Genomic DNA, 19,218 nt, shown 5'->3' with positions numbered 1-19,218 from the left:
AGCTCTATTTCATTCCGATAACTACATTCCAGTATAAAGAACAGGCACAATCGGGTATTCAGAATCGACTTTCTTACCATTTAAGTGGTCAACGGCTGCTCTTACCGCTGTTTTACCCATGGTGTCGGCATCCTGTTTAACTACCCCAATCAAATGCGCATTGTCATCCACGGCTTTGATCCCTTCTGGCATACCATCAAAGCCAATAACGACTGCTTTTGAAGATTGTTTGGTAACCGCTAAACCCGCGCCTATCATCATGTCGTCGCCAAACGCAAAAATCAGATCTGTCTCTGGGTTGGCTTGAAGCATGTTAATTGTCGAGGTCAAAGACTCCTCACGCGTTTTCCCGGGTTGGACGGCAACAATTTCAATGTCTGTATCGGCTACTGCATCACGGAAGCCACGTAGTCGATCTTCCACTGACGAAATGCCAGGGTAAGACAACATCACTACTGTCCCCTTACCTTTTAGATGTTTCTTGGCCAGTTTTCCTGCTTCTACACCACCACCATAATTATCGGTCGCGATATGTGAAACCACCTTACTGTTCTCCGCCCCTATATCCACTGTGAGCACGGGAATGTTGGCGCGCTCTGCTTTTTTCAATGGTCCTCTGATACCTTTGGAATCCACAGGTGAAATAATAATCGCGTCCACATTCTTTATAATGCAGTCTTCGATATCACTGATTTGTTTCGCCAAATCTTGGTTAGCGATGGACACTTTCAAATCCGCTTTGTTTTCTTTCGCTCCTGCTTTTAAACCTTCACCTAGGGCAATGTAAAATGGGTGTGATTGAGTAAGCAAAGAGGCACAAATGGTATGCTCGTTAGCAGCGTGAACATTCATTGAGAACGCTGTCAAAATTGATAACGAAGTAAATAAGTACTTAATATTTTTCATCTTACTTTCCTTGTATTCCACGTTTGATTAGGACGTTATTCGTCCATTTATCTATTAGCAGCCTGCCCGTATATGTAACTGATACCTCATCTATTTTAGATTACCCAGTTAGATGTACGTTTTATGACCACCAAATTCAGCAAGTACAAAAATGATACAACAAGATATAAAAAGCAAAGGAAAGCTAACACAAGTTAGATATCGATCAATTTTTATCGACATATAAGTCAATAACGAATGAGAAAATGCGATTTCAGACTCAAAATGATCGCCTAAAGTGATACAAATCACATTTAATTGCATTTTTAGACTATTTTTCAATCTACGTGATCAATCTTTTGTTTTTTTTGAACACTTTCTTTTAAATTCCAACAACAACAAAAAGAAAGCTTTCGAAAGGATTTATAGTGAAAGAGTTGCTTAATTTGGTTACGCAGCATAAATCAGGGAAAAGAGTCGGTATCTATTCTGTCTGCTCTGCTCACCCCTTGGTGTTAGAAGCGGCGCTAAAGCAGTGTTTACAAGATGGACAGCCCGTTCTCATCGAATCCACTTCCAACCAAGTAAACCAATTTGGTGGGTATACAGGGATGACCCCAATTCAATTTAGGGAATTGGTCTTTTCTATCGCAGAATCAATATCGATGCCTTTGGATAAAATTCTACTGGGCGGTGATCACCTTGGTCCCAATTGCTGGCAATCGGAACCAGCAGCGTCGGCAATGAGTAAATCTGAAGACTTGATACAAAGTTATGTAGAAGCCGGGTTTCGGAAGATTCACCTAGATTGTTCAATGCCATGTTCAGACGACCCCACACCGCTTAGCGATGAAACAATCGCGGATCGTGCGGCTGCTCTTTGCTTGGTAGCAGAAGAAACATGGAAAGCCGTCGGCGGACCAGCACCTGTTTACATCATTGGCACTGAGGTACCTACACCAGGTGGCGCGTTAGAACCACTCGATCATACCCTTGAAGTCACCGACGACAAAGCGGCAGAACAAACGATCAGAGTGCATAAAAAAACCTTTACCAGAGTGGGTTTAGAAGAAGTTTGGCAACGGGTTATCGGACTCGTTGTTCAACCCGGTGTCGAGTTCGATCACCATAATGTCGCGCATTACAAAACGGAAAAAGCCAAACCTTTAAGCAGCATGATAGAAGGTCACCAAAATCTGCTGTTTGAAGCTCATTCCACCGATTATCAAAGCCAAAGCGCATATAGACAACTCGTCGAAGATCACTTCGCGATTCTTAAGGTGGGACCAGCCTTAACGTTTGCTTTGCGCGAGGCACTTTTTGCATTAGCCGATGTGGAAGAAGAATGGATAGACAAGAAAGAGAGCTCAGATCTTAAGAGAGTGATCGAAGAGGTCATGACAAACGAACCGATTTATTGGCAGCGCTACTACGAGACATCAGGTAAGCAGCAGTATATCGACAGGCACTACAGTTTGAGCGACCGCATCCGGTATTACTGGCCAAATAAGAAGGTAAAACAGGCTGTAGAACAATTATTCGAAAATTTGGTTCACTCACCTCCTCCAATAACGTTGTTAAGCCAGTACTTACCAAATCAATCAAAAAAAATAGGTAATGGGGATATATCGAACCACCCGAAAGAAATCGTTCTAGACAAGATAATGGAAGTCACCAATACCTATAGCCAAGCGTGCCACTCCAATACGTAAACGTGAGACATCACATTTAACTTTATCGCTTGCTCTCGCCGTTAGTCTCTTTAGATAACACAGGCATTCATTAAAAGGGAAGATTTATGAATAACATCATAAATAGCAATTACTGGTTAAACAAAGCAAGGCACGAAGGTTACGCCGTTCCTGCGTTTAATTTTCACAACCTAGAAACAGTGCAAGTCATCTTAGATACTGCCAAGTCAATGGAATCCCCTGTTATCTTGGCTGGCACGCCGGGCACGTACCAATACGGTGGTGCGAGAGAGCTGATCCATATGGTGAATGCCGCCGCGTATGAAAGGAATATCCAAGTTGTTATCCACCTTGATCATCACCATAAAATCTCTGATATAGAACAAAAAGTGAAGCTTGGTGTTCGCTCTGCAATGGTCGATGGTAGTGCTCTGCCATTGGAAGACAATATAAAACTCACAAAGGCTGCTGTTAATCTTTGCCACTCTTATGGCTGCTGTGTGGAAGCGGAAATTGGTCAGCTTGTAGGTCAAGAAGATGACTTGATTGTCGAATCGGTCGCGGACCCTTATACCAACCCTGAAGATGCAGTAAAGCTGGTAGAACAAACCAATATAGACTCACTTGCCGTGGCAATAGGGACGGCTCATGGGCTTTACAAAGACGAACCGAGACTAGACTTCGACCGCCTAGAGCGAATCGCGAAACTCATCGATATCCCTTTGGTATTGCATGGTGCATCGGGGGTCAGTGTTGCGGATGTCCAGCGCTGCATTTCTCACGGCGTTGCTAAAGTTAACGTTGCTACTGAGTTAAAAATCGCCTTTGCTGATTCTTTAAAAAATGCGTTCAATGAAGACCCGACCGTCAACGATCCAAGAATTTATAACGAAGCGCCAAAAGCAGCCATGGCAAAGTTGGTTAAAGAAAAAATCTTGATGTGTAAAAGCGAAGGAAAACTTTAGGGTAGTTGAAAAATAGAAGAAAAGATCAACTGAACTATAAAGCGCCTGTTTTCATTCAAAAACTTAGGCGCTTTATTCTTTCTAATGCCTGCCAACCCAAACCAAAATTGGCTATTTTACGACGATGCGTCCATTAATAGGCTGAACCGGACGTGCATTCATACCCGTCGATTGAGCAAACGTATCGATTTGATCTTTACTCGCGCTCAACGGCTCTTTCATTAATACCCAACGTACACCCTCGCTGCATGGTGGTGTGGTGAGTGAACCGTTAAAGCGGTAGTAATCTTGCTCCTCTGGCAGCAACTGTGCGAGATCGAAACCCGCATCTAACGGTTTTTTCTCTTTAGATTTCAATGTGTCGCTCAGCAATGCTTTAAGAGACTGATTCGGCTTAGATTCCAGCTCATACATAATGCCAACTACCGCCAACTCCCCTTTTGTATTCGCATGTACAAAGTGAACTTCCAGTGGGAACTGTCTACCTAGAATGGTGTTCTCAGACGGCGTGTGGAAATGAAATTGCTTCAATTCGTATTCTCCGCCTTCTAATGTGAGCGTATTATGCCCTTCAACGTTCACTTGAATAGCGTGCCCATTATTCACAACTTCGGTCGCAGAGCCTTGATAAGTCAGCGTTACTGGCTGCTTTTTTGCTTTTAGTGCATCAGATATATTCACTGGAGACTGATTTTTACCTTCCCCACACGTTGCGAACAGTTTTGCCCACTCGTCAACGCCATGCTTACCTTCGTACGACCAATCTGCCGCCATTGAAGGCATGGCAAATGATGAAGCCAAAACGCCTGCGACCAGTGTCAATTTTACATTTTTCATATAGTTGCCTCTTTCACTTAACAATTCTCACGCATTAACCAATTAAAGGTGAGGTATGAAAACCACGGAAACACTATATTGCGGAATGCCCTTAACTATTTTTATGCAATTAATGATTTCATTTCTCACATATTGCACCGCTGTAACACAATGCATATCTCATTACCTTTCCCATGGCAAAAAGAGACGCGTATCTATCCTTGATATTAATGCTAAATTATTAATATCTTTGTTATTAATTATTCTCTGCATTCCCAACTTTGTTACTGAATTTCGCGGATTACTTCTATGCTCTGCGTAGGCATTTCTTTATTATGTTTTCATCGAAATTGAGTAATCTCATACTCAAGCAATGGAGCACACGTGCAAACCTATAAAGATGAAATATCACGTCTAGTTAAACTGGCTACCCCCATTCTTCTCGCGTCTGTTGCACAAACGGGTATCGGGTTTGTCGATACCGTAATGGCTGGTGGAGTAAGCGCAACCGATCTCGCTGGAGTCGCCATAGCCACCAGCATTTGGCTGCCTACCATTTTGTTCGGAATCGGTATATTGATGGCATTAGTGCCAATCGTTGCTCAATTAAATGGGGCGAATCGTAAAAGCGAAATTGCAAATGAAGTACAACAAGCCATCGCAATGGGCTTGTTTGTCAGTGTGCCTATCATCGCTGTTTTCTTTCAAGTGCAGTGGATCCTTGGGTTAATGAATGTCGAGCCTAAACTGGAAGATATTTCAACAGGCTATATGAACATGGTAATGCCTGCGGTGCCCGCCGTTATGCTTTTTCAGGCATTTAGAAGTTTTACCGATGGTATGTCATTAACCAAACCCGCAATGGTCATCAGTTTTATCGGACTCTTTGCGAACATTCCTCTGAATTGGATGTTTGTTTATGGGGAGTTTGGTGCACCTGCACTGGGTGGCGTTGGCTGTGGTGTTGCGACAACCATCGTTCAGTGGCTAATGCTTTCTGCCATGGTGTTTTATGTAGTGACCGCTCGAAAGCTTAAACCTATCGGCACTTTTTCTAAGTTGTATTTACCTAAATTCAGCGCTCAGCGCAGGCTATTTCAATTGGGGTTCCCGATTGCGGCATCGATTTTCTTCGAAGTCACGCTCTTTTCCGTTGTTGCCATTATTATCGCGCCTCTCGGATCCGTTATGGTTGCAGCGCATCAGATAGCACTTAATTATTCCTCGCTTATCTTTATGCTTCCTCTAAGTTTAGGGGCAGCAGTGAGTATTCGAGTTGGGCATCAACTTGGAGAAAGTAACGCAAACGGTGCGAAGGTTTCTGCCAATGTTGGGTTTATCGTTGGGTGCTCACTTGCGGTGTTAACCGGTATTTTAACAGTGGTGTTTCGCGAGGCCATTACAGAGCTCTACACAGATAATGCTTCTGTCATTACTTTTGCCATGCATTTACTTTTGTTTTCTGCCGCTTACCAAATGGCAGACACCATCCAAGTTATCGCGGCTGGTGCACTACGTGGTTATAAGGACATGAGAGCCATATTCTATTGCACCTTAGTTTCCTATTGGCTGATTGGGTTACCCACTGGGTACGCGTTCGGGATGACGGATATCTTTGGTGAACCCATGGGTGCTGCGGGTTTTTGGGTAGGGTTTATTGTTGGGCTCTCAGCGGCGGCTTTACTGCTGTCACTTAGATTGAAATGGATACACAAACAAGACGAATCAGTTCGTTATAGCTACATGGCTAAGTAATCTCTGAATGCTCTGGGTTTGATACCTCTACCTCAAGGAGAATTCATAGACTGGTACATTAATCAAAGAAGCTCCGACCTAAAAGTCGGAGCTTCTTTTTTGGTTTCAGTTTTGCTGTACTTTCTTTGGTGAATTACACCTCAGTTTCTTTTAAAGAAGTAAGAAAATACGCCACGCCATTTTCATCGTTTGAACGCGTTCTGATGCACAGGGGAATCGCTTCAACTAACTCTTGCATCGCATTGCCCATAACGACGCCTTCACCAGCTTGTTGCAGCATTTCTAAGTCATTCATTGCGTCACCAAAGGCGATAACATCGTTCATGTTTATGCCTTTTTTCGATAAGAAATACGTTATGGCTTCCGCTTTAGAAAGCCCTTTCATCACAATATCGATGGTATTTGGAGAGGACTTACAAATATTGGCATGGGCACCAAATTCATCTTTTAAGATCATGCAGTAATGGTTCACTTGCTCTTCACTTCCTTGAAGTAAAATTTTAAGCGCCTCGATACTTTTTATCTCTTCTTTCGTGGTGTAATCGCAGGTTAAACCCGACTGGGCAATGTAGTCTTCAAAGAAAGGATTCTCTTCGACCATATGCCAGCCTTTTTCGGAAAATACCGTAATATGGAATGGAAGATCCGTCACTCGATTCAGTAGGGATTCACTCAGTGTTATTGGTAAACATTGCGTAAACTGCGCGTAGGATTCCGCCCCTTTTATCATTGCCCCGTTGCAAGAAACAATAACCGGATTAAATGAAAGCCCAGTGAGTGCGCGTCTTGCGTCCGTATCAAAACGCCCAGTTGCCACCATTACCACAACGCCATCCTGATAGAAATCTTCCAGTACCTGAATCGTTTCAAGTGATAGCTCCCCTTGGCTATTCAATAGAGTTCCATCGAGATCCGATACAATTGCCTGATACATATAATATTCCTTTAGAAAAAGCCGCCACAAAGCGGCTTAAGTCAACCAACAAATTCGAGCATTACAAAGCGATAGTTTTTGTTCCTTCAACGACATGTTTCAAGCTTTTTGATAACACGTCTTGTGAAGCCGTAAGCTGATCTACGTTCATAATGAATCGATCGAACACCTCTTGAACGTGTTGCTTAGAAAGCTCGTTAGAATCGAAAAACAGCTTTAACATCAAGTTGTCTGCCGTTGGAACCAAACACAAAACCGTTTGATGGTTACTGCCACTCACTACGTCAACCACTTCATATTCAAAAGGCGGCTTTTCCGCTGTTTCGCCGTCCGGCATGTTTTCAAACACAAATAAACTGCCAAACGGAGAAGTCGGTACCCATTGCTCATCGTAGTGATTAAGCTCATGGAAAGCATATTGCTGCCTATCAAGCTGGCTTAGCGCAATGCCCTCCAAATGTTTCCCTATGGATTTGTTTTTTATCCCTTTAACTCGTAACACTGGGCTGGCAACAAACAAACCGAATAAAGATTCAACATCGTCGATTTCCGCTGGTCTGTCACTCATGGTGGTGCCAATACAGATATCTTCGGTTTCCAAAACTTCCGCCAACGTTGCGCACCATGCCAACTGTGTTATCTGATTCGGCGTGTATCCACTGGTTTCCGCAAACTGGTAAAGCTTTCTTGTTTGGGCGTTTGAGAGCTGACCACCAATGCCCTTCATCCGCTTTTCTATAAACGTATCTACGGGTTTCTCGTTAGAGAACGGTAAACGTTGGTTTAAAGATGCCCCTTTTAAGTAGTCTCCCCAAAATGCTTCCGCTCCTTCACGATCAAACGTGTTCAGTAGGTACTCTGGGAAAGGCTCGAAGCTTAACGGTGTGACCGAAACAGGTTTACCTAATGTCAGCGCTCGATAGTCCTTCATCAACTCGGCATTTAAAATTCCAACCGACCATCCATCAAACAAAATATGATTGAAGGTTTGAATTAGATAGTGCCTGCCTTGTGATGCGCGAATACACACGAGTTTTATCAGTGGTGCATATTCGATGTTGAACGACGTATTCCGCTCTAACAACGTTTTGTCACGTATTTTTTGTTCTAACAGTTCGTTATCAACTTCTGTCCAATCCATCATTTCAAAGGGGATAGTTACCTTCTTTTTAATGAACAGATTAGGGTAGCCTGCAAACGCTTTGTCAGTAAAACCGGCTCTTAGCACATCGTATCGTTGAGCCGCTAAATTCCACGCTTGCTCGAGTATTTCTGGATTAAAATCCCCCTTAATTTCCGTGACATTTTGGTCTATCTGAAAATCTGGGTTTATCCGATTAAAGTACATTAGCTCACGTTGAACGCCCGTTGCTTGATACACGGATTCAATCTCAAATTGGTTTTGAATTCGATCAAGCTCTTCCATACTGATTTTAGAATTAGGAAAATCGCTTGGCGTAAAGGTTTCACGCAAGTTTTCTTGTGTGCAGTGATCAATAATGGCTTCTAGGCTTTCAATAAAATCTCGTGCAATTTTAGCCACTTTTTCTTGCTTGAAGCTGCCTAATACGTCCATGTGCAATTGATTATCTTGAACCCGACCTGCCACAGTAAGAACATTGTCATTCTTATTCGTAGCTGCTATTTCCTCGCCAGAATATTGGTTTGCCAATGTCCACGAATTCGCTTCTTGGCTCGTGCTAAATTGACCGAGGTAATTGAAGCTCACCTTTGGCAACACCTGCTGTTTTAGGCGATTGGTTTCCGAGGGTAAGAAACCTCTCAACGCGCCATAACCCAACCCTTTTTGCGGAATTTGGCGCAAGGTTTCTTTGTTTGTTCGAATACTCGCAGCAAGGCTGTTTTCGCCAAGGATCTTGACTGGGTACGCCGTAGTAAACCAACCGACAGTTTGGTTAATGTCGTATTGCTCTCCAATATTTTCTCGGCCGTGTCCTTCCAGCGTTATGTATGAATCGTCATTACCATGCCAACCCTTAAGGCTCATCCCTAAAGCCGTTAAGAGCAAATCATTGATTTCCGTTTTGTAAGCGTGGTTCGCCTCGGCCAGTAATTTCGATGTTCTGACAGGATCTAACGTAACCTTTGCTACCGTCGTTTCCTGCGTTACATCTGGGTGTTGCTGGTAATCGGGCTGATCTTTCGTTTGATCGAGCCAATATTCCTGCTCGCCTGAATGATGTTTCGCGTAGTCCTTAACCGCTAGCACCCATTGGCGATAACTCGTGCCTTTCTCTTGTGGTTGCTCACCTTCATAGAACCTTTCTAAATCGTCGACGATGATTCGCCAAGACACAGAATCCATGACCAAGTGATGGAACGCGCAGTAAATCATCGACCCTGTGCTCTCACCACTCTTGATTTCACCACTCTTGTTTTCTCCGCCGTCCAAATAGACGAACTTCCAAAGCGGTCCGTTTTCGATATCGAAGTCGCTCTGCCATTGTGTCATTAAATTTTGGATTTGTTTTTCAGTATCCCTTAAATCGCAACACAACACCGCTGGCACATGAACTTTATCGATATATTCTTGCGCGACAACACGGCTATTTTTGCGTGTAAAACGCAATCTCAGCGCGTCATGCTGATCCACCAACTTTTGAATTGCGACATTCAAGCGGCTTTCGTCTAAGTTGGGCACTTGAATCAGAAAAGATTGATTAAAGTGATTGGAATTTGCTAATTTTAGCTCATCAAACCATTGCTGAATGGGCAATAAATCGAACTCGCCAGCGAGGTTACCCTGCTCCGATACAATGTCATTTTGTGTGTCATTTTCTCCAATGTACTTAGCCAGTAATTCGATAGTCTTGTTCTCAAAAATAGCGCGAGTAGTACACACATAACCAAGCTTTCTGAGTTCCGTTGTCACAAGAATACTCTGGATGGAATCGCCACCAATTCGGAAGAAATTATCCCTAACACCTATCTTTTTGAGTTCCAATACCTGCATCCAAACAGCACAAAGATCCCGCTCTATCTGTGTTCTCGGCGCTACGTAATTGTCATCGTCTATTATGGTAGGCTCTGGTAGCGCTCGTTTATCGAGTTTCCCGTTCACCGTTAGAGGAATGCTCTCTAGCATAGTAAAGCTGGAAGGCACCATGTAATCCGGAAGTTGGTTTTCTAATGTCTGACGTACTTCTTCAAGTTGGCAAGTCGCATTTGTTGGTACGATATAGGCAGCCAGAGACTTATTGCCATCTTCTTCGATATCAATCACAACAGCCTGTTTAACCCCTGAAACCTGGTTTAACCTGCTTTCAATTTCACCCAACTCAATTCGGAAACCCCGTATTTTAACTTGGCAATCATTACGACCGAGGTACTCTAAGTTTCCACATGGTAGCCAACGTACGAGATCGCCTGTTTTGTAGAGCCTACTCTCTTGATTATCCATCTCGCTATTTTGCGTAAATGGGCTCGGCAGGAACGCCTTTTCCGTTAAGTCTGGTCGATTTAAATAACCACGAGCTAAGCCACTTCCTCCAATATACAGCTCACCAATGGCACCTTGAGGGAGTGGCTGTAATTGCGAATCCAAAACATGCAATTCACGATGGGACACTGCCGCACCAATGGGTATGGTTTTGTCTGCTAGACCCGACTCTATTTCATAGGTCGTGGTAAAGGTTGTGCATTCCGTCGGGCCGTAACCATTAAGGATATGCTCGGGCTTGTGCGTAGATTCCGCTAACTCTTTCATAATATCAGGTGTTAGCGCTTCCCCTCCGACGAGTAAGTATTTCAAGTTAGCAAAAAGAGTTTTGTCGGCAATATAGAGATAATCAAACAGGCTGCGCGTCACCCAAAGAATGGATACGTCTTCTATTACGCTTCTAAAGCGCTCAATGTTACTTGCCAACTCTTTGGTATCGGCAGGAATGATGAGTTTGCCACCGTTTAGCAACGCGCCCCATATTTCCAGTGTTGCTGCATCAAATACAGGGCTGGAAAGGAACAGGAAGGTATCTCGACTATCAATGTCGATGTAGTTCGCGTGAATAACAAGATCGACCATGGAATGCTGCTCAATCATTACGCCTTTCGGGTTACCCGTGGTTCCGGAGGTATAGATGATCGCGCCTAAGCTGTCACTGCTGGATTGGCATGTCACATTACTGCTCGAATTCGAATGCGCGCTCAGATCTAGACTATCGACGGCAACCCAACTTGCATTTCTGTGTCTCGCTTGAAGTGCCTCACTATCAACCAAAGATTTCCCGTCTGCCAAAACCAAGCTAACGCCTGTATCTGCGAGAATAAATGAAGCTCTCTCTACCGGATAGGAGGTGGATACCGGTACATAAGCACCACCCGCTTTGAGTATCGCCAACATGCTGATCACCAGATCGGTGGATTTGTCTTGATACAGGGCAATGAAAGTATCCGGTTCCAACTCGGTTTGGTACGCTTCTCGGTGCCAATTTTGAATATAACGTGCCAGCGCATTGGCTTTATTGTTCATTTGCTCATACGTGAGTTGCTGTTGTTCAGACTCCAGCGCAATGGCGTGCGGGTTTTGATAAGCGTGGTGCTCAAACCAGTACTGTAAAGTATGAGTGGATCGTTCGCTTTGGCTGGAGCGGTTCACTGTGTATGTGGGCTCTGCGACGATATTCTTCTGTAGCAACGTGGTATCGACAAGCGATGAATTAAGGATACTAACCAGTAAGTTAAGCAGTCGCTGTGAAGAAACCTCGCCTAACCAATCCTGACCGTACTTAAGAACAAGGCTCATTGATTCATCGTGTTCATAAGCCATCAGTACAAGCGGGTAATCCAGCTTTTCGACAGAAGAACGGAATTCGATATGGGCGCCAATGCCCTCCGTTACCTTCTCCGGCATTGGGTAGTTTTCAAACACCATAAGGCTGTGGAACAAACGCTCGCCATCGGATTGCAGATCCGACAATGCGATATTGCTGTGACTGTTCAACTCCGAGATTGACTCTTGGATACCATTTAGCACTTGCTGAACCGATTGTTCCGCGCACCAATTGACGGTAAGTGGCAAGGTATTGATGTATAAGCCAACACTCTTTTCTATTCCTTCTACCGGAATGGCTCGTCCTGAAACGATGGTGCCGACGTTGGTTTGTTCATCTTGAGTGAAAATTTGAATCAATTTATGCCAAGCAAACTGAAGCGCAACGTTTGCAGTAACCCCCGAAGACAAACACAGCCTTTTTAGCTCGTGGTATGCGCCTCCATCAATGCGTAGTGACGATTCTGATGGGTTAGCTATTTCATCAATATCAGTCAGTGGCACTTTTTTATCAAACATGACACTTACGTCGTTTGCTTGTTCAAACAATACCTTCTTGTCTTGCCAAAACGTATCCGTTTCTTTTTGCTGGCTAGATAAGAATGCTTGCGCGTCGAGGTAAGTATTCTCTGGGCTTACTCGTATCTCGCCCCCATTATCACTCGCGTCATAATACTCATGCACGGTGCCTAGCAGGATTGGGATACTCCAGCCATCACAAATGGAGTGGTGCTCGGTTTTCAATAAGGTATAACGCTGTTCTGCGAGTTTGATAACTACAAATCGAATTAGTTTTGGTTTGGATAAATCAAACGCTTTTTGTCGATCCAAACGCTGAATGTTACCAATTTCAATTTCTTGCTGTTCTGGCGAAAGTGAGGTTAAGTCAACGCACTCGAAATCCTCTTCGGTTAGCTTCGCATTGCGGTGAACAATTTGGATGATTTCACCGTCTTCCCAATCGAAGCTGGTACGAAGAATAGGAAACGTCTCTGCTGCTAACGTCCAAGCTTTAACGTACGTTTTTATGTCAAGCGCACACGCATAATCCAGTAGTAATTGAACTCGGTAGGCATCGTCGTTTGGGTGATTAAGGCTGTGGAATACCAAGCCGCGCTGCAAATGCGTTGCAGGGTGAATAGCCTCAATATCGGCAAAGCGGTTTTGTAATCGCCTTAGTCGACTAATCGAAAGCGACGGCACAGCGTAGTCACTTGGTGTTTTAATTCCACCTTTGCTCCCCAGCATATCCGTATGCTCAACAACGTTTATCAGTGAATCTTTTAGTGCTTTTTCAAAAGACAAGGTAGATTCAGAATCAAGACGCGAGTCGATATAGATAGCCAGTTCGTCATTCGTTACAACACAATTGAGCACCAGCGCAGTTTTATCATGGTTTCCGTCACCAATGGTTTGTCCGACGTTCTCTGGGTGAATTGCCCAACTCTCTTCTTTCCCATTGGTACCCAGCTGCCCAAGGTAATTGAAACTGACATTTGGCAGTGCGTAGTCGCCAAAATCGGGGGAATGATAGAAGGTACCAAATGCCACGCCTTTATTCGGAATGCTTCGCACGGTTTCTTTGATTGAAATAACGGTGTCTTCAGTACTGGTTCCGGTACTCAACGCTATCGGGCTGATACTGGTAAACCAACCCACTGTTTGTGTGACATCCGCTCGTTCATTAATCGCTTCTCGACCATGTCCTTCCAGCAGTACATGTTGTGTTGACGAACCGGTCACCGTTTTTAAGGCGATTGCCAACGCACTAAGTAACAGATCATTTATTTCCGTATGGTAACCGTGGTTCGAGCTGCGCAAGAGCTTGGAAGTTAAGGTGCTATCCAAAGAAAGCGTTGATTGAGTCGATTCTATTTTTGCTAAAGGCAAACGCTCAACGTTTTCTAAAGTCGAACGCCAATACTCTTTCTCGTTCGGGTGTGCTTGTGTGTAGTCTTGAAGCAGTTGAGACCATTGGCGGTAACTGGTGCCTTTCTGAGTAAACTCACCGCCTTCAGTGAGATGCTTTATGTCATTCACTAGAATACGCCATGAAACCGCATCCATAATTAGGTGGTGAAATGCGAAGAATACGTGGCTCGTCCTCGTCGGTGCGTTTTTCAATAACGCGACGTTCCAAAGTGGTCCTTCAAACACATCAAAATTTGATTGAAGCTGGGTTAACGCAATTTGATCTTTGGCGTGATCTTCCCCTATTTCTAACACTTGAATATTAGGGGCAGCCATGTGTGATTCATAGGTTTGAATCACTTCCCCATCATCCAAACTAAAGCGCGCACGCAATATGTCGTGATGCTCCGCCACCTTTGTCAAAACATCATTGAGATTTTCAACACCTAAGTCGTTTGGTATCGAGAAGGTAAACGCTTGGTTCCAGTGGTTTTGGTTGGTGAAAGATTGGTTGAAAAACCACTTCTGGATGGCATTGAGTGATAGGCGCCCTTTTAGGCTGCCTTGCTCACTGAACGGTTGTAGTGATGCTCCTCTATCTTGCATCAATTCGTTATTGTTTTTGATTCTCTTGGCAAGCTGCGCAATGGTTGGCTGGCTGATGATATCTTTTACATCCAACGTATAACCTATTTTTCTAAGCTCCGTTGTGACCAAAATAGCCAATATCGATTCGCCGCCAATACGAAAGAAATTATCGGTTATACCCACGGACTCAACTGCGAGTATTTTCTTCCATATATCGCAAAGGTCGCGCTCTACTTGGTTGCTAGGAGCAACATACGAATCCGACGCATCAACAGCTGGCTTAGGCAGTGCCGATTTGTCCAGTTTTCCATTCATCGTAATAGGTAAGCTATCGAGCGAGGTAAAACTCGAAGGCACCATATACTCAGGCAGTTTGGCTTCTAATGTTTCGCGAATGGTTTCAGAGTCAACGGCTGTTCTTTCAAACCTGGCTTCTTCAAACTTAGCTTCTTCAAACGTATAGTACGCAGCAAGCACTTTTACGCCTTCATTTTCTCTGTCTATCACTGCTGCTTGTGCAATGCCTTCAATGTCAGCAATGGCAGCTTCAATTTCACCCAGCTCGATTCTAAACCCTCGAATTTTCACTTGGCTGTCGTTACGACCGAAGTATTCAAGATTTCCGCACGGTAACCAACGTACTAAGTCGCCCGTCTTGTACATCTTGTCAAAGCCAAGCTTAATATCTTCTGCGGTCGCGTATGGGTTTTCTACGAAACTGGACTGCGTTAAATCATCTCGATTTAAGTAGCCACGAGCCAGACCCGCACCGCCAATGTATAGCTCCCCAACCACACCTTCAGGCACTAACGTGCGTTGCTTGTTCAATACATACAATTTCCGATTGAGTATCGCTCGGCCAATTGGCAGTGTTTTGTGTGATTCATTACGCTGAATGCGATAGGCGGTAGACACCGTCGTTGCTTCTGTCGGACCGTACCCATTCACAATAATGTCTGGTCGAGGCGTTTGATTGGCTATTTGGTTCATGAGAGATGGCGTTAGAGCCTCTCCCCCAATCATAAGGAATTTTAGAGAGTTAAAGACTTCATTGTCGGAGACATAAAGGTGGTCAAACAAAGCTGTCGTTGTGGCTATCATGTTGACCTTGTACTGCTGCAACATGGCTTTAAAACCTGCAACGTCACTGGCCATTTCTCTTGTATTGCCCGGAACAACCAATGTTGCCCCGTTCAACAACGCCCCCCATATTTCAAAGCTAGAGACATCAAACACCGGGCTGGATAAGAAAATGAACACATCCTTTTCGTCAATTTCTACAATACTCGGCTGTGCCACCAATGAGGTTATTGAGTGTTGCTCAACCATCACCCCCTTAGGATTTCCGGTTGTGCCAGACGTATAGATGATGGCACCCAGATCGCGTGCTCCAGCAACGGGTTTCAAATTCGTTTTACTGCGTGAATTGCCCAATTCTGTGTTATCTGTAGCAAGTAAATAAGGCGAAACTTCAAGGTTCTGACACGCTTCGCTGAGTGCGACCAGTGACTCGCTATCGGTCAACACCATGCTTGCATGTGTGTCTTGAAGAATGTATTGAATTCGCTCCGACGGATACCCAACTGCCATAGGAACGTAGGCAGCGCCCGCCTTAAGAATTGCAATCGCATCAATGAGGAATTGAATCGACTTCTCTTTAAAAATGGCAATCTTGCTATCCGGTTCAATGGGTTTGCCATGACTAGAAAAATACAGCGACCGTATCTCCGAAGCTAACTGATTCGCACGTTCATTCACTTCTTTATAGGTTAAAGAAATATCATGATCTTTGAGTGCAACATTATTTGGATGGCTTTCCGCCATCTGTTCAAAGCGTTGGCTGATTGAAGATAACTCGGCTGAGGTCTCATCGTGAGTTGAACCGAACTCGTTCAGCCGTTGAATTTCATGTTTTGGAGACAACATTAGTGAGTTTAATGGCGCATCAGGATTCAACATGCCTTGTTCGAGTATTGCCGTAAAGTACTCTGGAATGGATTGAGTGCGTGCAGGGTCAATAAGAGAACTGCGGAATCGAATCGTAAAATCAAACTGAGCTTCATTTTCTACGTACTCCATAATGATTTTGGCAGAACCAATATCAGCATGCACATCATCCAATTCATTCACTTCGCAATGCTCTAGAACTAGCCCTGCATCTCGCCTAAACGCCTGTGAAAACGCGACGTCCAAATTCTTTATACCACTCGCTTGCACAAGATTCAGAGTGGGTAATTCGTTGTAACGGCGCTGACCTTTCTGATAGGTTTTGCCAAATGAAGATACATTTTCTTCGTATAGGTCTTTGAATGTACGCTCGCTTCTCATATCTATAGGCAGTACAGCAGAGTTCACGTTCGAACCAAGTGAAATTGGTCTACCTTCTTTTATTGCTACTGGGTAACTGAGACAAAAGCTTTCCACGCCACTGCAAATGGCAACCATCGCGCCCCAAACCTGTGAAAAAACGAAGAATGGAGAGACACGACGAAGTGAGGACTGTTCCTTTAGGTTTGTCCAATCTGATTTTGTAATAGCAAACTTAACCGCCTCAACAGCGCCACTTTCTTCTTTCGAGACTTCAAATGGAATCGCTCGATTGACTTCTAAGCTGCGTGCCATCTCTTTCCAATAGTCTGCTCCACCGGCTTCAATTAAGGCATCAACGCTTTTTTGTATTACTAAGTTTTTTAAATCAATATCGGATTCGGATAGCCAGTTATGATGGTGGTCGCCTTGATAATACTGACTTAATACCGTTCCAAATTCTTCTAATGAAGAACCGTCTAAAAGCAAGTGGCTAATCACAATCACAAAGTCGTAAGTGTTCTCACTAATTTTGAATAGCCCAACTCGGTAAAGTGGTCCTTTATCGAGATGAAGAGGTGCTTGAATGAATGGTTGAAAAGCGTCACGCCCTTTGAAATGTTGAAAGCTTGGTTTCTCAGTATTCTTAACCCAGTACAAAACACCATTTTCTTCACTGATGTGTCTACCGAACAGCACATGGTCTTCGCACAATTTGGTACAAGCATTCTCTAACTGGTTAATGTTGAGATCACCTGAAATTCGCTGACCATATACCATGTTGTAGTCGTAGCTATCCGGATTAAGTGTGTATTCGTTCCAGAACAAATAAGAGTATGGAGATGCGGTAATTTTTTTCATTTTTTTGTCTCTTATCGTCTGTCGATTCTGCAAACCCATGTATTTTCAGGGTCGAAAGTTGGAATGGTGGTGTTGTGAAAACCAATAAGCATATTGATAGGTTTTTCTGATTTCACTTCACTTTGGGTTATCTGAATAACCTGTGAAATTCGTTGCTTTGGCGTGAGTATTTTGCAACGGCTATGAAAGTTCATCGCAACGTTTATCGACCATTCAAAGTGTCGGTCGCTCGTGCCTGACATATCTAAAATTTCAGCGCACTCATCGTTTACGCCAACAATGGCGTACATACCGTCTTTTTCCACGTAATGAATGTCGTTGTAAAGAGGGTGAAGTTTCGTGTATTCGATGGCTTGTCGGTTTTTCTCTCTACCCAAATTGTTACTAAGAGAGTAAGTAGAGATGTCATAGGGGTCGAAGAACTGATAGCTCTCGATATGACTGCTGGTTAACACCAATTCTACGAATGGAATTACTTGCGTTGAATCTGTGAAATATTTCTCGAAGATTTTTTTATAGGTTTTTATTTTTCGATCATCGGAATAGCAGATTTCTAAATCCACACCGTCTAAATGAGCATGTTGGAAAAAATCAATTAACACACGAGAGGATTTCACGGATTTAGATATACCTAAATCGCCCATTAGGTTAATTACGAAATGGCGTTCATTAAATTGATATTCGTAGACCTTAGACATAAATATGCCCAAGCAACTCGATAAAGATTTATAGTAGATCCCTTTTCGGTTACGTTCCTTTTGGTAATTGGGATCTAAGAAGTGCTTCCACTTAAAAAACGCCTCTCCTCCAAGATCTCGACCATAAAAATCCGCAAGCAGTTTGTAATGCTCTTCTTTGATGTCCGATATTTCAAATTCCAACATATTTAGTCCCCCCGACGATAATATAAAATGCGCGCAGCTACTCTCTGGACGAGAAGAAACAGAGCGAGCCACTTATTAAGCTAAGTAGAAAGCCATGAATAACAAGAAGCGCCACAATAGATGAGATGCCAATAGTTAATGGTCATTTTCAAACAAATAAAAAAAGTAACCCTACCATCGTTAGACGGTGAGCAAATATTTCATATTACTTATTAATTTTTATTAGATACTTTTCAATACATTACATTAAGTAAATTAGATTACTACCCTATATAACCTCAAAAAATACACAGAAATTAAGGATATATACCTAACGCTATAAATATTAAAACCATAAGTCTCACAACCTGTAATTATCTATTTATTAGTATTTATTTATAATCAAACGCCAACAAATTTAAATCAATATTTTTACCAAACAAATAAGAAATCATTACAACTAAAATTAACAAACCAATGGTGATACAAGTTTCAGTGAAATCCATGACGGAAGAGTTTCTCATACTAAATAATGTAATTTCTCTTACAACTAAGATCGCGAAAATAATTTTGTTTTCGTAATTTGTATTATATGTGAGAGTCGCAAATTTGAGGCACTTACTTATATCCTATCTTATTGTTTATAATTACATTGACGCTATATGAATCAAGTATGAGAATTAAGAATCCGAAGATACCCGTTATCAATAAATGTTATTTATTCGTGAGATTGATTCTAAAAAACAACCAATTACGTTTTATAATATTTTAAAATTTTGAGTTATTGCAAATTAACGTGATATGCATCCAGAATATGTCATCACCCTATTTATTTACGGTAATAATCTGGATT

At 43.1% G+C, this 19,218-nt stretch carries 8 protein-coding genes; 3 read left to right on the top strand and 5 right to left on the bottom strand.

What is annotated here, in order from left to right:
* Window positions 1-21: 21 nt before the first annotated feature.
* Window positions 22-906, bottom strand: coding sequence for a substrate-binding domain-containing protein (locus VPNCDNU1_RS21285; RefSeq protein WP_104402205.1), 885 nt, complete (start codon window positions 904-906; stop codon window positions 22-24).
* 407 nt (window positions 907-1,313) lie between these two features.
* Between VPNCDNU1_RS21285 and VPNCDNU1_RS21280 the strand changes: the two genes are divergently transcribed.
* Together VPNCDNU1_RS21280 and gatY are read left to right on the top strand one after the other, a co-directional pair.
* A complete protein-coding gene (locus VPNCDNU1_RS21280; protein WP_104402204.1) occupies window positions 1,314-2,597 on the top strand; it encodes a D-tagatose-bisphosphate aldolase, class II, non-catalytic subunit in 1,284 nt (427 codons plus the stop codon).
* An 86-nt stretch (window positions 2,598-2,683) separates the two neighbouring features.
* Window positions 2,684-3,541, top strand: a complete 858-nt coding sequence (gene gatY / locus VPNCDNU1_RS21275) for a tagatose-bisphosphate aldolase subunit GatY (protein ID WP_104402203.1) — start codon at window positions 2,684-2,686, stop codon at window positions 3,539-3,541.
* 111 nt (window positions 3,542-3,652) lie between these two features.
* Here gatY and VPNCDNU1_RS21270 read toward each other — a convergent pair whose 3' ends face one another.
* A complete protein-coding gene (locus VPNCDNU1_RS21270) occupies window positions 3,653-4,378 on the bottom strand; it encodes a carbonic anhydrase (RefSeq protein ID WP_104402202.1) in 726 nt (241 codons plus the stop codon).
* A 363-nt stretch (window positions 4,379-4,741) separates the two neighbouring features.
* On the opposite strand from VPNCDNU1_RS21270, the gene VPNCDNU1_RS21265 reads away from it, so the two are divergent.
* Window positions 4,742-6,112: an MATE family efflux transporter gene (locus VPNCDNU1_RS21265; RefSeq protein WP_104402201.1), complete on the top strand. Its 1,371-nt coding sequence runs from the start codon at window positions 4,742-4,744 to the stop codon at window positions 6,110-6,112.
* A 133-nt stretch (window positions 6,113-6,245) separates the two neighbouring features.
* Here the strand turns inward: VPNCDNU1_RS21265 and VPNCDNU1_RS21260 are convergent, their stop codons facing one another.
* The 3 genes from VPNCDNU1_RS21260 to VPNCDNU1_RS21250 form a co-directional block, all read right to left on the bottom strand.
* A complete protein-coding gene (locus VPNCDNU1_RS21260; protein WP_104402200.1) occupies window positions 6,246-7,046 on the bottom strand; it encodes an HAD family hydrolase in 801 nt (266 codons plus the stop codon).
* A 61-nt stretch (window positions 7,047-7,107) separates the two neighbouring features.
* On the bottom strand, window positions 7,108-17,502 hold the full coding sequence (locus VPNCDNU1_RS21255) for a non-ribosomal peptide synthetase (RefSeq protein WP_167404853.1): 10,395 nt from the start codon (window positions 17,500-17,502) through the stop codon (window positions 7,108-7,110).
* Between the two features lie 11 nt (window positions 17,503-17,513).
* Window positions 17,514-18,386, bottom strand: a complete 873-nt coding sequence (locus VPNCDNU1_RS21250; RefSeq protein ID WP_104402198.1) for a hypothetical protein — start codon at window positions 18,384-18,386, stop codon at window positions 17,514-17,516.
* Window positions 18,387-19,218: the final 832 nt, after the last annotated feature.

This window comes from Vibrio penaeicida, assembly GCF_002933855.1.
Lineage (GTDB): Bacteria > Pseudomonadota > Gammaproteobacteria > Enterobacterales > Vibrionaceae > Vibrio > Vibrio penaeicida_A.
The sequence above is the reverse complement of the archived record's forward strand: the minus strand, read 5'-3'. Positions and strand labels throughout refer to the sequence as shown.

Excerpts from the sequence above, each read along its gene's own strand:
- VPNCDNU1_RS21285 (WP_104402205.1), bottom strand. The coding sequence starts at position 906 with ATGAAAAATATTAAGTACTTATTTACTTCGTTATCAATTTTGACAGCG.
- gatY (WP_104402203.1), top strand. The coding sequence starts at position 2,684 with ATGAATAACATCATAAATAGCAATTACTGGTTAAACAAAGCAAGGCAC.
- VPNCDNU1_RS21270 (WP_104402202.1), bottom strand. The coding sequence starts at position 4,378 with ATGAAAAATGTAAAATTGACACTGGTCGCAGGCGTTTTGGCTTCATCA.
- VPNCDNU1_RS21260 (WP_104402200.1), bottom strand. The coding sequence starts at position 7,046 with ATGTATCAGGCAATTGTATCGGATCTCGATGGAACTCTATTGAATAGC.
- VPNCDNU1_RS21255 (WP_167404853.1), bottom strand. The coding sequence starts at position 17,502 with ATGAAAAAAATTACCGCATCTCCATACTCTTATTTGTTCTGGAACGAA.
- VPNCDNU1_RS21250 (WP_104402198.1), bottom strand. The coding sequence starts at position 18,386 with ATGTTGGAATTTGAAATATCGGACATCAAAGAAGAGCATTACAAACTG.